This is a genomic window from Tolypothrix sp. VBCCA 56010, from assembly GCF_050875635.1.
Taxonomy (GTDB): Bacteria; Cyanobacteriota; Cyanobacteriia; order Cyanobacteriales; family Nostocaceae; genus Hassallia.
The window spans coordinates 31288-46665 of record NZ_JBPAOH010000006.1 but is presented as its reverse complement, the minus strand read 5'-3'; the positions used below and the strand labels follow the sequence as shown (position 1 = coordinate 46665).

Below are 15378 nucleotides of genomic sequence, written 5' to 3'. Positions count from 1 at the left end.
AAGCTTTAAAAACCCGTTTTGTTCCAGGTCGGTCGATAAAGACTATACCAAAAAAGTAACTTTGATTTAAAAACAGCTAATTGAGGAAATACATAGCTTCACGATATAAATAAAAGACTGTTGATTCTCCAGAAAATAAACACAAAAAAAATAACGCGATTAGTTTAACACGGGTGAACCAAAAAATAAACCTGAAGTTAGATTTTTTTTTCCTAATTTTAGGTAATTCTCTATTTTTGCATTTTTCAATGTGAGAAATTTTTTTTCACAGTAGTGGCAAAATTCATAACTCAAGTTATCAGCAATAAAATATGAATAATCAACCCATGAATCAAGACCAACAAATGACATTTTCGGATACGTCTTCAAGGTGTAACTACCAGGGTCCTCGATGGTTAGTAGAAGAACGAGATGCTTGTGGTGTGGGCTTTATCGCCCATCGCCTAAACCAAGGTAGCCATGAACTTGTAAGTATTGCCTTAGCTGCTTTGACTTGTTTAGAACACCGGGGTGGTTGTAGTGCAGACCAAGATTCCGGTGATGGTGCGGGAATATTGACAGCGATTCCTTGGGAGTTGTTCCAAGCTGAGTTTGCCACAAAAGGTGTGGAACTGACTTCTACCAAAAATATTGCTGTAGGAATGATATTTCTACCGCAAGATATAGAAACAGCGCTTTCATGTAAGACAATAATTGAGGAAGTAGCTGAGTCAGAAAAATTGACTGTACTGGGCTGGCGAGTAGTGCCGGTGCAATCTAATTTATTGGGGATACAAGCAAGAGAAAATCAACCCCAAATTGAACAAGTTTTGCTAGCTTCCGATAAAAGTGGCGATGAATTGGAACGACAATTATATATTGCTCGTCGTCTGATTTTCAAAGCTGTAAAACACATTTGGGAAGATTTATACATCTGCTCTTTGTCGAGTCGGACAATTGTCTACAAAGGCATGGTGCGTTCTGCTGTATTGGGAGACTTTTATCTCGATTTAAAAAATCCGGCTTATAAAAGTGCATGGGCTGTATATCACCGCCGCTTTAGTACCAACACTATGCCCAAATGGCCCTTAGCGCAACCAATGCGGCTTTTGGGTCACAACGGTGAAATTAATACGCTATTGGGTAACATCAATTGGATGATGGCACGAGAAGCATGTCTGAATCATCCAGTATGGGAGAATCGCTTAGAAGAACTCAAGCCTTTTGTTCACATCGATAACAGTGACTCAGCTACTTTAGATAACGTAGTTGAGTTATTGGTGCAGTCTGGACGCAGCCCACTGGAAGCGTTGATGATTATGGTTCCAGAGGCTTACCGCAATCAACCTGATTTAAGTAATTTCCCAGAAATTGTCGATTTTTACGAATACTACAGCGGTCTGCAAGAAGCTTGGGATGGTCCAGCACTTTTGGTATTTGGCGATGGTCGGAAAGTCGGTGCAACACTTGACCGCAATGGCTTAAGACCGGCTCGTTATTGTATCACCAAAGATGACTATATCATTGTCGCTTCTGAAGCTGGGGTAGTGGACTTACCAGAAGCCGATATTGTCGAAAAAGGCAGACTCGGACCTGGGCAAATGATTGCCGTGGATTTAGAAAGCCATGAGGTGCTGAAAAATTGGGAAATTAAACAGCGCATCGCCAAACAGCAGCCATATGGAGAATGGTTGCAAAAGTACCGTCAAGATATGAAGTCATTAGTCGGTGAATCGTCTGTTAATGGTAATGGCAACGGACATCATGCAGTCAACGGTAACGGACATTCTACAACCAATGATATAGAGAGTATGAGCGGGGTTTCGCCATCCCGATTGCAACATCAAATTGCTTTTGGCTACACCACAGAAGATGTGGAAATGGTAATTCAGCCAATGGCGATGGATGGGAAAGAAGCGACTTTCTGTATGGGGGATGATATACCTCTAGCGGTACTGTCTGAAAAACCCCATTTGCTGTATGACTATTTCAAACAGCGCTTTGCTCAAGTGACAAACCCGGCAATTGACCCTTTGCGGGAAAGCTTGGTGATGTCGTTGAAAGTAGAATTGGGTGAAAGGGGTAATTTATTAGATCCGAAGCCGGAATATGCTAAAAGGCTGAAGCTAGAATCGCCCGTGTTGAATACAGCAGAGTTGTCAGCAATCAAGCTGTCGGGATTTGCTACCGCTGAGTTGTCAACGCTGTTTGAAATAGCCGCAGGTCCAGATGGGCTGAAAGCAGCTGTCGAGGCTTTACAAGCACAAGCTGTGGAATCGGTGCGAGCTGGTGCGAATATTTTAATTCTGAGTGACAAGGTAAGTGACGGCATCGGTACAGAATACACCTATATTCCGCCTTTGTTGGCGGTGGGTGCGGTACACCATCACTTAATTCGTGAAGGGTTGCGAATGAAAGCATCCTTGGTGGTGAATACGGCTCAGTGTTGGAGTACACATCATTTTGCGTGTCTAATTGGCTACGGTGCTGGTGCGGTTTGTCCTTATCTGGCTTTGGATACTGTACGCGATTGGTGGTTAGAACCGAAGACGCAAAAGGCTATGGAACGTGGTACAATTACCACTTTCACTTTAGAGCAAGCTTTTGGTAACTATCGCAAAGCGGTGGAAGCAGGTTTGTTGAAAATTCTCTCGAAGATGGGAATTTCTCTGCTATCTAGTTATCAAGCAGCGCAAATCTTTGAGGCGATCGGCATCGGTCAAGATTTATTAGAGTTGGGATTTTATGGTACTACTTCCCGCGTGGGTGGTTTGAGTATCAGCGAACTCGCTACTGAGGTGCTTTCGTTCCACTGTAAGGCTTTTCCGGAACTGACAACTAAGAAGTTAGAAAACTTAGGTTTTGTCAATTACCGTCGTGGTGGCGAGTATCACATGAACAGTCCGGAATTGGCAAAAGCGCTGCATAATGCTGTCGGGATGGCTAAAGCTGAAAACGGGGCTTCAAGCAAAACTGTTTATGACCATTACGAGGTATATAAGAAGTATTTGCAAGATAGACCGATAACGGCGTTGCGTGACTTGCTAGACTTGCAAAGCGATCGCCAACCCATCCCCCTAGAAGAAGTAGAATCTGTAACTGAGATTGTCAAGCGCTTCTGCACCGGCGGTATGTCTTTAGGTGCTTTATCGCGAGAAGCTCATGAAACTTTAGCGATCGCCATGAACCGAATTGGCGGAAAATCTAATTCTGGGGAAGGTGGCGAAGATCCGGTACGCTTTAAAGTTCTGGATGATGTAGAAGATGGTTACTCGCCTACACTACCGCACCTGAAAGGTTTGCAAAATGGCGATACTGCTTCAAGTTCGATTAAGCAAGTCGCATCCGGACGCTTTGGGGTGACACCTGGGTATTTAATGAGCGCTAAACAAATCGAAATCAAAATCGCTCAAGGTGCAAAACCGGGTGAAGGTGGACAACTTCCAGGAACAAAGGTTAGTCCTTACATCGCCATGTTACGCCGTTCTAAGCCTGGAGTAACGCTGATTTCCCCACCACCGCATCACGATATTTATTCGATTGAGGATTTGGCGCAGTTGATTTTTGATTTGCACCAAATTAACCCGAAAGCACAGGTATCGGTGAAGCTGGTTGCGGAAATTGGTATCGGTACAATTGCGGCTGGTGTGGCAAAAGCAAACGCCGATATCATCCAGATTTCCGGTCACGATGGCGGCACGGGCGCATCTCCCTTAAGTTCGATTAAACACGCTGGTTCCCCGTGGGAACTCGGATTGAGTGAAGTGCATCGCGTGTTGATGGAAAATAGTTTGCGCGATCGCGTAATTTTGCGCGTTGATGGCGGCTTTAAGACTGGTTGGGATGTGGTAATCGGTGCGTTGATGGGTGGTGAAGAATTCGGTTTCGGCTCGATCGCCATGATTGCTGAAGGCTGTATTATGGCGCGAATTTGTCATACCAACAAGTGTCCTGTAGGTGTCGCTTCGCAAAAAGAAGAACTGCGGAAACGGTTTACTGGTATGCCAGAACACGTAGTCAACTTCTTCTATTTTGTTGCGGAAGAAGTGCGGAGTCTGTTAGCGCGACTTGGTTATCGAACCCTTTCGGAAATCGTTGGACGTGCCGATTTATTGAAACAGAGGGAAGAGGTTAAGCTGACGAAAACGCGATCGCTAAATCTCGACTGCTTGCTGAAGTTGCCCGACGCTAAAGAAAACCGTAGCTGGTTGCAGCATGAAGAAGTTCATAGCAACGGTGTGGTTTTGGATGATGAATTGTTAGCCGATGCAGATATTCAAGCTGCGATTGACAAGCAATCTACTGTGACGAAGACTTGGAAAATAGTCAATACAGATAGAACAGTCGGTGCAAGATTAGCGGGAGCGATCGCATCTCAATACGGCGACAATAACTTTGCAGGGCAAATTAACCTCATCTTTAAAGGTAGTGTCGGACAAAGTTTTGGTGCATTCAATCTTCCAGGCATGAATTTAATCTTAGAAGGAGAGGCAAACGATTACGTAGGTAAGGGAATGCACGGTGGTGAAATCATTATTAAACCCCCGGCAAATGCTAACTATAACCCAGCACAAAATGTGATAGTTGGCAATACCTGCCTTTATGGTGCTACCGGTGGAGTATTGTTTGCCAACGGTAAGGGGGGAGAACGCTTTGCGGTGCGTAATTCTAAAGGTACGGCAGTAATTGAAGGTGCAGGAGATCACTGCTGCGAGTATATGACTGGTGGTGTAATTGTCGTCTTGGGTAAAGTTGGACGCAACGTAGCTGCTGGGATGACTGGTGGACTTGCGTATTTCTTAGATGAAGAGGGTGGATTTCCTGAGTTAGTTAATCGGGAAATCGTCAAACTTCAGCGGGTGATTACCGAAGCTGGTGAAAAGCAACTGCAAGAATTAATCAAAGCACATGGCGATCGCACTAATTCACCAAAAGCGAAGATGATTTTGCAAAACTGGCAAGAATTCTTACCCAAGTTTTGGCAGTTGGTTCCCCCTTCTGAAGCTGATAGTCCAGAGGCAAATCCCCAGTTTATTGCCGAAAAACAACTCAGTTCAGTTTAGAATATCATGTCCTTCGTAGAGACGTTCCAATGGAACGTCTCTACCATGATATATAGCGGTTCTGTTGTTCGATGTAATACACAAGGATACCGCAGCTCCAAAGGACAATTCATGAATTGTCCCTACAATCAGATAGCAGTCCGTTTAGGATTTGTGAAAAAATAAGATCCCCGATTTCTTGGATAAATCGGGGATCTGAAATTATCAATTTTCACAAATGAAATAGAATTATATATTAGTTTTTAATTGTTATTAACTTAACTAATGATTAATAACTAATAACTAATAACTATTGTTTTTTAGCTGTCATTAACTTTTGGTCTTTATCTTGCATTTCTAAAAGTTCTGGTACAGTGACAAAGCTATAACCCTGCTTTTTAAAGTAGTCAATAATTTGTGGTAAAGCTTGTACAGTTCTGGAACGATTACCACCACCATCATGTAGCAGCACAATTCCGCCCGGTTTTGATGCCCTCGTCACATTACTTATTAATCTAGATAAAGCTGGACGGCTGTAGTCTAGAGAGTCAGCAGACCACATGACTATTGTATATTTTTGGTTTCTGGCGTAAGCAGCCACTCCATTGTTCATCATCCCCCCAGGTGGTCGGAACAAAGTTGTTTTCACACCAGTAGTTTGATAAATCAGGTCAGATGTGCTCTCAACTTCGTAAGCCGCTACTTGTGGATTCATGGAATGATATCTGTGAGTCCAAGTATGATTAGCAATGACATGACCTTCAGTCACAATTCGCACACCCAATTCTGGATGCTGTTTCAGCATTTGCCCAACAATAAAAAATGTGCCTTTAATGTTATTTTTTTTGAGAATATCCAGTACTTTAGCTGTACTTCCAATCCAAGGACCATCATCAAAGGTAAGAGCAATTACTTTGTGATTTGGACTGAGTTTTGCTTCTGCGATCGTTACCCCTTGAAAACGTTGTGGCACACTGTAAGCAAGACCCTTTGCTTTGGCTTCTTGCTGCCAAGTTCTCAGCATCGCCGATTTGAACTGCTCAATGCGCTGAGTTGTTTCTATACTAATAGAGTTATTGTTTGAATTTATACTAATTTTACTTTTTGCCTCGGAAGCTTTTGGGTTAATAGGCATCATTAAACCAAGGCTTAAACTGCTACCTAAGGCAAGCAGAGCAATTATGATTCCTTGCGACCAAAAAAACGACTTACTGTTTTCCACGTCATAGCTCCTTCAAGGGTCGAACCATCAGTCTCGGTTCTGACGGTACTTTATAGCACATTTTTTGTAATTATTAGATACCAACTTTTTTTCTGGTAATCCTGAAGAATTAAGAATTGATTAACAGAAATATAATAAAAATTGAGCAAATTAATTGCACAAGTTTAATTTCAGCTTAGATTATCCGGCTTGAGGCGATAGTAGCTAATAATAGCTATATGAATAACAAATCATTTGCCTAAACATATTTGTTATTTTTTAATATGAATTTTAAGTGTCAGACAAAAAATGAAGTTAAGACTTCAGAGATAATTTATCCTTCTTTTGTCACCAGACCAAGACGAAAAGGCTTTATTGTTTTCATGCTTTATCCTTTGTCATTCATACTTTACAAAAAATATTGTACTGCTAAATGTTATTCCTTCCTTTTTAAAAGATAGTTAAATTTGGAATTTACTCAATGTATCTTTTGCCGTTTGTTAATTACTTAAATGTAAATTAACTTAATATAGTTTCTATGAAGCAAGATGCACTAATACCCTTAGAATTACCTCTGACAAAACTCAAAATGCTTGTATAGCAAGCATTTCAATAATTTTAAATGGTAGCGTAGCTTTATTTTTGCCGCGACGTGCTAGTTCGTCAACGTGCATACAATAAAAGTAATTTACTAACTATCCTGATTTGAATCAGGGTAATTTTAAATTATGATACTTTGGCTATTAAGTATCAATGGAGACTAAAACACTGTCTTATTGTCTGCCACTTTTAACTATTAGTTGATTGCAGTTATTACTTTAGTCATACTACAATTATATCTCCTTGAATATAGTATAAATACTGAACCCAGAAAAAAGTTGTTGCTTAAGCCAGTTAAAATACTGTATACTCTAGTCTGATTGAAGCATTTAATTTGCAATCAAAAAGTAATATTGAATACGAGCAACACTGAAAATGTTGAGTAAGGGTGTATTTTTATATACTAAATGCCCCAGTTAAATAATTAGTAATATGACATGATTCTGCGCGTCCCCAAACAAAATGACGAGCACAAGCAGCACCCCACATGCGATCGCGTCTCAATACAATACCGTAAGACAAACGATTTAGAGAAATTGTACCTCCCGATGCCAGTAACATACCGATGCCACAAAAACCATAGACAACAGTAATTAAACTAAGTTCCCGACGTAAGCGGCATAACAAATATATACTTAGGATTTATATAATATGATTTCTTCTCGTAGTAAGCACTTCAGTGCTTACTACAGTTTAAGCTAACCAAAGTTCTTGGGAAAATCGTACAGCAAAGGTGGCTAAAATAATCGCAAAAAATCCTATAATTGCATATCCCCAACGCGGATAACGAGCAAGCAATAGTCCAAATGCAAACGACAGCGACACAATACCATAAGCGTAACGTTCAACAGAAGCGGTAAGTCCGGTATTAAGAATTAATGCATACGATAAAAAACCATATATAACAGCAACCAGAGGAATTTTATTTCTATAAAACCAAAGTAAATAAACACCACCGAAAATAATTAATATTTTAATTAATGGTTCACTTGTAAATTGATCGTTAGGTAAGGAATTGCGTGTTAATAACCATAGCAAAATCCATAGTAAATAAAATCCATAGCGCACCTTGGTAGCACCGAACTTGCCGCGAAAACGCCATAACAAATAACTGCTACCGATAATAATTGCGAATAGTAAAGGATGCAATGGATCTTGAATATAGCCATTTAAATTAGTTGGACCGATGACGATTTGCATCAACATTTTCCGCCAACCTTGCCAGTCAAACCCGACCGAAGAACGCCATCCTTTTTGTGCGTGAAGAAATGCGAAAGCGTCGCCAAATTTAATTTGGCAATACAAATTGTAAAGAAGCAAACCGCTACTAACAGCTAAACTAGCAACATAGGCTTTTAAACCTCTGCGTTCTTTCCAGGAGACAAACAAAAAAGCAGGTATGAGTGTGATTCCAGTTACTCGTGTTGCTGTAGTTAATCCACCCCAAAAAACTGTCCAAATATATTGTCTTTTATCGAAAGCTCGCAAAGCAGATATGCTGCACAATAAAAATAATCCTTCTGTGTAAACTACAGTTCCGTAAACTGAATAAGGACACCATGCTAAAACAGCAGTTGTCCACCGTGCCGCACTTTTACCATAACTTTCGTTTACCCAAGAATAGAGTATTATCAAAGCAGCTAAAAATGCAAAAGTATTTATCAATGTGCCTGCCACTGCAAAAGGCAAGCCAAGATTCATAACAAGTCGGATAATTAAGGGAAATAACGGAAAAAATGCAGTTGAATATAATGCTCCATTATCGGTAGTTTGATATCCTGAAGTTGCAATTAAATGATACCAAATACTATCCCATGCAGTGAAAACATCCCAGCTAAATGTGGCAGCAATACCATTTGCGGGAGCGGTAAATAAAGGGGCAATTAACAACATAGCAACGGCTATGACAAATCGGCTCAATAGCCACATCGCTACTACAAAAAAAATATTTTTGTTTGTATATGCTATTAGCTTGGTGAGATTTTTATTAAAGAATTTTGTCATTTATTTATTTTTAACATTGATAATTTGATTTATTTTTGGCAGACAACTAATATAACTCCACCTACAATTAAGCTTAAGCCTATTAAACGAATCGAGGGAATTGATTCTTTAAAGATGAAGTAACCCAGCAAGACTGAAAAAACATAAACCAACGATGCAGAAGGACCGGCAACACTTAAATTGACTCTAGTTAACAAAAGGATGTAAGCAACAGCACCTAGACCGTAGAAAGCTAGTCCGGTTAAAAGTTCCGGTGTTGTAATAATGCCCAAAACTAAATTAACAGCATTACCTAAATTAACTCTGTCTAACTTCAGTGCGCCTAATTTTAAAAAAAACTGTCCTGTTACACTGGCAAGAACAGACATCAACAGTAAAAAAAATTCTTGTAAAGTCACAAAACTTACCTGAAAATTATTGTAGTGTTTTTATATATGTTGCTACGAATTAAATTGATGAATGACGAGATGGCTTAGACGCGGGTGTTGTTGTATGATTTACATCACCAATTTCCTTGACGATATAAACAGGACGACCTTTGACTTCTTCATAAATACGACCAATGTATTCGCCTAAAATGCCAATACAGAATAATTGGACAGAACCCAAGAAAAATAGACCAATTGTAATTAATGTGAAGCCAATTAATGGAGAAGCTGGATCGAATAAGCGCCAGTACAGCACTAAGAGTATCATTAATAGAGCGATCGCTGCTGAGAGCATTCCTAAATAAGTGGCTAGTCTCAAGGGAACTTTTGACAGGGAAACTATTCCATTCACTGCTAATGCCCAAGACTTACCGAAAGTATACTTTTCTTTGCCAGCAAAGCGAGGATCTCGTTCAAAATATACAGATGTTTGCCGAAAACCTACCCACGCTCTTAAACCGCGAATGTAGCGGTTGCGTTCGGGCATTGCATTGAGAATATCTACCACTTGCCGATCCATCAAGCAAAAATCACCTGTATCGGGTGGTATATCTACATCAGCTAAAATTCTGAGTATGCGATAGAAGGCGTAAGCTGTCAAGCGTTTGAGCCAACTTTCTTTTTTGCGAGAGAGACGCTGGGCATAAACTACTTGATAGCCTTGTTGCCATTTTTCTATCATGGGTAAAATTAGCTCTGGGGGGTCTTGCAAATCGGCATCCATAACGATGACGATTTTGCCTTGAACGAAGTTCAAACCCGCAGTTACAGCGATTTGATGACCAAAGTTGCGTGCAAAACTGAGGTAACGCACGCGACGATCGCAATGGTGAAGTTCGCGAATCATGTTTAAAGAGCGATCGCGACTTCCATCGTCAATTAAAATTAACTCAGCCTCACCGTCTAATTGCTCGATTAAATTACTCAGACGACGATACATCTCGGTGATGTTCTCTTCTTCGTTATAAATCGGTATAACTATAGAGTAGATTGGTTTATTCACTGTTCTTATGTATGTTTTACTGCAAATCATAACCTTCATAAATTTTATTTATTTTTATGTGCTACAAGCAAAATAGATACGCCAAAAGGAAGGCTCAAATTCATTAAGTGACGTTCGCTTGCAAATAATAAACTTAAAAACTTATTGATATGTTTCGGTGGCAAATGCAAATCGCTGTTATCAAGAGAATTACTTTCAAGTTTTAAAAGTTTTCGCAAGTAACGCACGCCTGCAACGATAGGAAACAAAAAAAAGTTAAAATAACTGCTGTAATGAACAGTATAGCCAGCCTTTCTCACAATTTGTTGCAAATTTTTCAATACATAACGACGTTTATGATGGTTAATTTCATCATGCTGGCTCCACAAAAACTGGTAAGCAGGAACTGTAACTAACAATGCTCCTCCAGTCTTTAATTTTCTATGCAATGCTAAAAGTGCTGCCAAGTCATCATCAAGATGTTCCAAAACATCGAGTATGAGAATTATGTCATACTCTTTGCTAAAAGGAATTTTATCAGGCAAGCCACCCAATTTAACCGGAATTACTTGCCGCTCATTGGCAATTTTACAAGCGATTTCATTCAACTCCATCGCTGAAACTTGACCGTGACTCTTTAACATTCTCAAATTACCACCCGTACCGCAACCAACTTCGAGAATTTGGGCATTTTTCGGTAAACTTAGTTTCCGAATCGCTTGTTCTATAATCATCCGCCGACCGACAAACCACCAATGTTTATCTTCAACGGATGCATACTGTAGGTAAAAGTCTTTGTCCATAAAGTGTTACTTCTTATTCACAGGACTTACGCAAAAACTCTCTGCAACTCTTATTCCTTCGTGTCCTTCGTGCCTTCGCGGTTCGTCCCATCCGTGAAGGAGTGCGTAAGTCCTAATTCACTCTAAACTATGCTTGGGTGTACATTTGTGAACTTTATTTAAGAGATAATGTTCTACGGTCTTTTTTTCGTCTGTGTAGATTTTTGAATAATTTTCATTAATATAAGCCATAAAGTCACTATCACTCTTTATTTGAGAAATCCACCTTCCAAGAACCATTTGTTCAGGACAATAATTTTGTAAGATAGTCAGCAATTGTTTAGATGTTAAATCTCCTGAGTTAAGCCGTTTATATGATATTACTGCCATTTCTGGAGGGACGCGCAACCCAGCATAAAAAGCATAGATTGGACGGTCTGTAAATACCCAATGAGTTGAATTTTTGTGTTTTAATAACAGTTGTATAACTTCTACATCTGTGGGAGGTCTACCTTTGGGATTGGCTGGAGTTGTAATCATCAAGAAAATGAAAGTTGCACTTAGTATCAAAAATATGAATTTTTTTATTTTTAATGACTTAGAATGATGCCAATTTTTGCAGAAATCAAGAAATGAAGCAATAGCATAAGCAGCTAACCAAGAGATAGGAATAGTCAGCAAAAGGTAATGATGATACCAGATTGGTTTATGTTTTATTAAAATTAGTGTTGCAGTTACTAGCCAAGCTAAAGGTAAAAGACCATTTCGCTGTTTTTTGATAATAATTGTGAGGATACCGAGAAACGCTAGAAAGATATATTCATAATCTGGACTGATTATCTTTTTGAGATACTCAAAATTATTAAAATTTACTAATTTTATTTCACTCGGTTGGTGAAAATGAGATTCAAATATCTGGTCTAAATGAGAAAATTGCTGAAAGCACAAGCCAATTAATAAAAAAACAACTCCCAGACTACCAAGCCACCAAAGAAAAGGTTGAAGAATAATTTTCAGTTGCTTTTTTGGAAAAATCGTTACATTTGTCAATGCCAGAGAAAAAAGCATTAAAGGAATCAGAAATACTGTCAAAAATTTGATTTGCAAAGATAACGCTAATAAACCTCCAGACAAAATCAGAAAAGGCTGACGATACTGCTTTTGATAAAGATTTAAAAAATAAATCGAAAGCATTGCCAGTGATAGCGAGGGAATACCAATCATCACGGAAAAACTCAGGCGAATAAATAGCCCAGAAGTGAATAATACAAGTGTGGCAACAAAAGCTGGTATTTTTCCGAGTTCACTGTTGATAATTTGATAAAAGCACCAAATTAATAGTGCTGAAAAAAGTATGATTAGAAAGCGGGCAGCAAAGATGGACTGACCGAATAAATGAAACCATTGCGATAAAATAACGGTAAAAAGGGGTGGTTGGTCGTTCCAAATTTGAGTGTAAAGAGAAAACCCTTGTCCGTAAAGAAAAGCTTTAATTAAATTCAGTCCTTCGTCGTAGTCTAATTCCAAAGACTGTGTAATTGGCTTGAACCTGATGGCAAGTACAAAGCCAACAAACAAAGACATAATCAGCAGGTGAATAAAAATATTTTTCAGTTTGGGCATACTCACTTTGCCGACGATTTTTTCACAAATAAATAAACGTCATCACGCTGGTAGCTTAGTCGCAAAAATTCCGTATTTTTCAGCTTGTTTACTAAGTTGGTAGCAAACTGTGGATTGCGAGTACCGTCTGGGTGACGCACATTGAGCAATATATATTTAAATTGGGCAAAATCAGGGATGAAACCGCTTAAATCATCGACAAACTGGATCTGTTGTCGGTGGGTTAAATGCGGGCAAATACTGTGAGTACTTAAAACAGCGCCTTTGGTTTGAATTTGGGCGATCGCTTCTCGTGTTGCTTGCCAATTATCAATTGATCTGAGATATCGCGACCAAAAATAGCCATACTTTCCCAGCACTATAAAAGCTAGCAACGCCCACAAAATAATAACCCGTCTCGAACGCAGCCATCCTCTACCCGCAGCTAAACTGGCAATTACAGCTAAAATCAAAAAAGGCAGTATCGGTAAAGAATACTGGTGAATTAAGTCGCGTTGCGCTTGCTTATCAGAAAGAATATTCAAAATTAATGCGGGAATAGCACTCACCAAAGGAGTTAGATGTCTTGGTGCAAGTCCCCAAATCACCGGGGCAATTAACAGTGCTAAATATCCGAGGGTATCTAATGAAAAGATTCTCCCTAATATCAACCCTGGCTGAAGGATGAGATTTCTGGCAATATCTAAAACTGAGTTGCCTAGATAGCTATAACGTTGTACCGCTGCTGCTTCATGATTGCTGAAGAAGGGAATAATCGCTTGACTAGCAATCAAAAACCAAGCGCACCCAGCAATCAAAGCGAATATACCGCACACGCGCCGCTTCTCAAACACCAGCAGCCAAAAGCCCATCGCCGCAACTGTCAGCGATAAAACGGCTTTACAGCCCAAAATAAAGATAATGCCTATACAAAACCACCCTACTTGACCTAGCCGCGCTGCCAAAACTACCCCCAGCAATACGGGGACAGCCATGACTTCTGGGTGGAATTCAAAAATATTGACATTAAAAATTAAGGGGTACAACAGATAAACTGCTGCCATTGTGGTTGCTTGAGTTTGCTTCAGTCCGGCTTGCAGTGAAAGATAGTAAGTAGGCAAAGCACCCAAAGCTAACGCCACTGCTTGCACAGCTAACAGCCAGTATGCGCTAGGGTAAATCTTGTACAGTAAACCGAGTAAATAGACTGCCCAGGCTGCATGGTTGCCCATGTGATGAAAGCCTAAAAAAGAAGAGATAGGTGGCAGTCCTTGGCTAATTAAGTAAACAACCTGGTCGTAAATTCCGAGATCGAAAACTCCTGATTGAAACAGGGTATGTCGTAAACTGCTGCACGCAAATAGAATTAAGGCACTGATGGCGATCGCCCAACCGACAGCGCCAAGTTGAAAAACAAGTTTTTTCACCCTAAGCTCTTTATCTTCTCATCACTTCGCTTTAACCTACCCACAGTTCTTGAGCAAATCTAATACTCAAACTAACGAGTAATATGGCGAAGAAGAACAGTGTTAAGTATCCCCAACGAGGATGGCGAGATAATAATACACCAAAAGCTACGCTTGAGGATACAATGCCGTAGACCAAACGACTTAGTGACCAAGTTCCCCCAGAAGCAAAAATTAAGGCTAACCCGCAGAACCCATAAATTACTGTGACTGGTGTCAGCTGACTGCGTAAGTGCCATAACAAGTAAATACCACCGAAGACAGAGATTGTATTAATTAACGGATCGCCTGCTAATAGCCACAGCAATAAGAATAAAGCCGCAAAACCATAATCTACTTTTGCAGAACCTAATTTTTGCCGAAAGCGCCATAAGAAATATCCAAAAGCGACAACGATCGCAAATAACAACGGATGCAACGGATCTTTTATTGCGCCATGTTTCCAATTGGTTGTACCAACTGTAATTTGCATTAGCATTTTCCACCAACCCAGCCAATCAAAGCCTAAAGAAGGTCTCCATCCTCGTTGTGCTTGGATAAATGCTAAAGGATCGCCAAATTTAATTGCACAATACAAGCTGAATGAAAGTAAGCCGATCACAGTCGCAAAAGACGCGACATAAGCAATCGGTGGTCTGCGTTGTTGAAACGAAGCGATCGCTAACGCGGGTATCAATGCGATGCCCGTTGGACGTGTTGCTGTCGCCATTGCACCCCAAAAAGCTGTCCAGCCATATCGCTGTTTGTCAAAGGCTTGCAAAGCTGCTGTAGACAGCAATAAATATAACCCTTCAGTATAAATCACCGCTGCAAACATCGACAACGGACACCAAGCCAAGACAGCAGTAGCCCACCGTGCAGAATCCTTCCCGTAATGCTCTTTTACCCAAAAATACAAGCAGTAAAGCGCTGCCAAAAATGCTATATTGTTTACCAGCGTGCCTGCCACTTCAAACGGCAAACCAACAGCCATGACGAAGCGAACTATTAAGGGAAACAGCGGGAAAAAGGCAAGATTGTGTCCTTTACCGTCATCGGCGTATTCATAACCAGAAGTAGCGATCGCTCGGTAATGTATAGTATCCCAAGCATCAAATACCCCCCAGCCAAATGTCGCTGCAATTCCTCCTGGTGGTGCTGACAATAAAGGTGCAACCAGCAACATCGCTATCCAAATCAACATTCGGCTTGTTAGCCATATCGCTGCTGGATAAAGCAAGTCATTTTCTGGGAAAATTTTTCTTATAAGTACCGGAACTTGAGCCATAAACTAGAGTCTTTCAAGAGACTGT

Annotated in this window: 10 protein-coding genes; 1 reads left to right on the top strand and 9 read right to left on the bottom strand. The window is 40.2% G+C overall.

Translation table 11 applies throughout. The annotated features are described in order from the left end of the window. Window positions 1–311 precede the first annotated feature (311 nt). Window positions 312–5042, top strand: coding sequence for a glutamate synthase large subunit (gltB, locus tag AABK37_RS03480; protein ID WP_432550212.1), 4731 nt, complete (start codon window positions 312–314; stop codon window positions 5040–5042). A 289-nt stretch (window positions 5043–5331) separates the two neighbouring features. Here gltB and AABK37_RS03475 read toward each other — a convergent pair whose 3' ends face one another. The 9 genes from AABK37_RS03475 to AABK37_RS03435 all read right to left on the bottom strand — a co-directional run bounded on the left by AABK37_RS03475 (window position 5332) and on the right by AABK37_RS03435 (window position 15353). Then, window positions 5332–6243 (bottom strand): polysaccharide deacetylase family protein, encoded by a 912-nt coding sequence (locus AABK37_RS03475; protein ID WP_432550211.1) that lies wholly within the window; start codon window positions 6241–6243, stop codon window positions 5332–5334. 975 nt (window positions 6244–7218) lie between these two features. After that, complete coding sequence (locus AABK37_RS03470; RefSeq protein ID WP_432550210.1) at window positions 7219–7449, bottom strand: hypothetical protein; 231 nt, start codon at window positions 7447–7449, stop codon at window positions 7219–7221. A 66-nt stretch (window positions 7450–7515) separates the two neighbouring features. Beyond that, window positions 7516–8826 (bottom strand): hypothetical protein, encoded by a 1311-nt coding sequence (locus tag AABK37_RS03465; RefSeq protein WP_432550209.1) that lies wholly within the window; start codon window positions 8824–8826, stop codon window positions 7516–7518. A 29-nt stretch (window positions 8827–8855) separates the two neighbouring features. After that, complete coding sequence (locus AABK37_RS03460) at window positions 8856–9224, bottom strand: EamA-like transporter family protein (protein ID WP_432550208.1); 369 nt, start codon at window positions 9222–9224, stop codon at window positions 8856–8858. 49 nt (window positions 9225–9273) lie between these two features. Next, window positions 9274–10257 (bottom strand): glycosyltransferase family 2 protein, encoded by a 984-nt coding sequence (locus AABK37_RS03455; protein WP_432550207.1) that lies wholly within the window; start codon window positions 10255–10257, stop codon window positions 9274–9276. Between the two features lie 44 nt (window positions 10258–10301). Further along, window positions 10302–11039 carry a class I SAM-dependent methyltransferase gene (locus AABK37_RS03450; RefSeq protein ID WP_432550206.1) on the bottom strand — a complete coding sequence of 246 codons (738 nt, stop codon included), beginning with the start codon at window positions 11037–11039 and terminating at the stop codon, window positions 10302–10304. Between the two features lie 117 nt (window positions 11040–11156). Next, window positions 11157–12641: an ArnT family glycosyltransferase gene (locus AABK37_RS03445; RefSeq protein WP_432550205.1), complete on the bottom strand. Its 1485-nt coding sequence runs from the start codon at window positions 12639–12641 to the stop codon at window positions 11157–11159. Window positions 12642–12643: 2 nt separating this feature from the next. After that, a complete protein-coding gene (locus AABK37_RS03440; RefSeq protein WP_432550204.1) occupies window positions 12644–14047 on the bottom strand; it encodes a DUF2079 domain-containing protein in 1404 nt (467 codons plus the stop codon). 31 nt (window positions 14048–14078) lie between these two features. Then, complete coding sequence (locus AABK37_RS03435) at window positions 14079–15353, bottom strand: mannosyltransferase family protein (RefSeq protein WP_432550203.1); 1275 nt, start codon at window positions 15351–15353, stop codon at window positions 14079–14081. Window positions 15354–15378: the final 25 nt, after the last annotated feature.

What these genes read in the sequence shown, in the direction of transcription:
- gltB (WP_432550212.1), top strand. Translation starts at nt 312, where the DNA reads ATGAATAATCAACCCATGAATCAAGACCAACAAATGACATTTTCGGAT.
- AABK37_RS03465 (WP_432550209.1), bottom strand. Translation starts at nt 8,826, where the DNA reads ATGACAAAATTCTTTAATAAAAATCTCACCAAGCTAATAGCATATACA.
- AABK37_RS03450 (WP_432550206.1), bottom strand. Translation starts at nt 11,039, where the DNA reads ATGGACAAAGACTTTTACCTACAGTATGCATCCGTTGAAGATAAACAT.
- AABK37_RS03445 (WP_432550205.1), bottom strand. Translation starts at nt 12,641, where the DNA reads ATGCCCAAACTGAAAAATATTTTTATTCACCTGCTGATTATGTCTTTG.
- AABK37_RS03435 (WP_432550203.1), bottom strand. Translation starts at nt 15,353, where the DNA reads ATGGCTCAAGTTCCGGTACTTATAAGAAAAATTTTCCCAGAAAATGAC.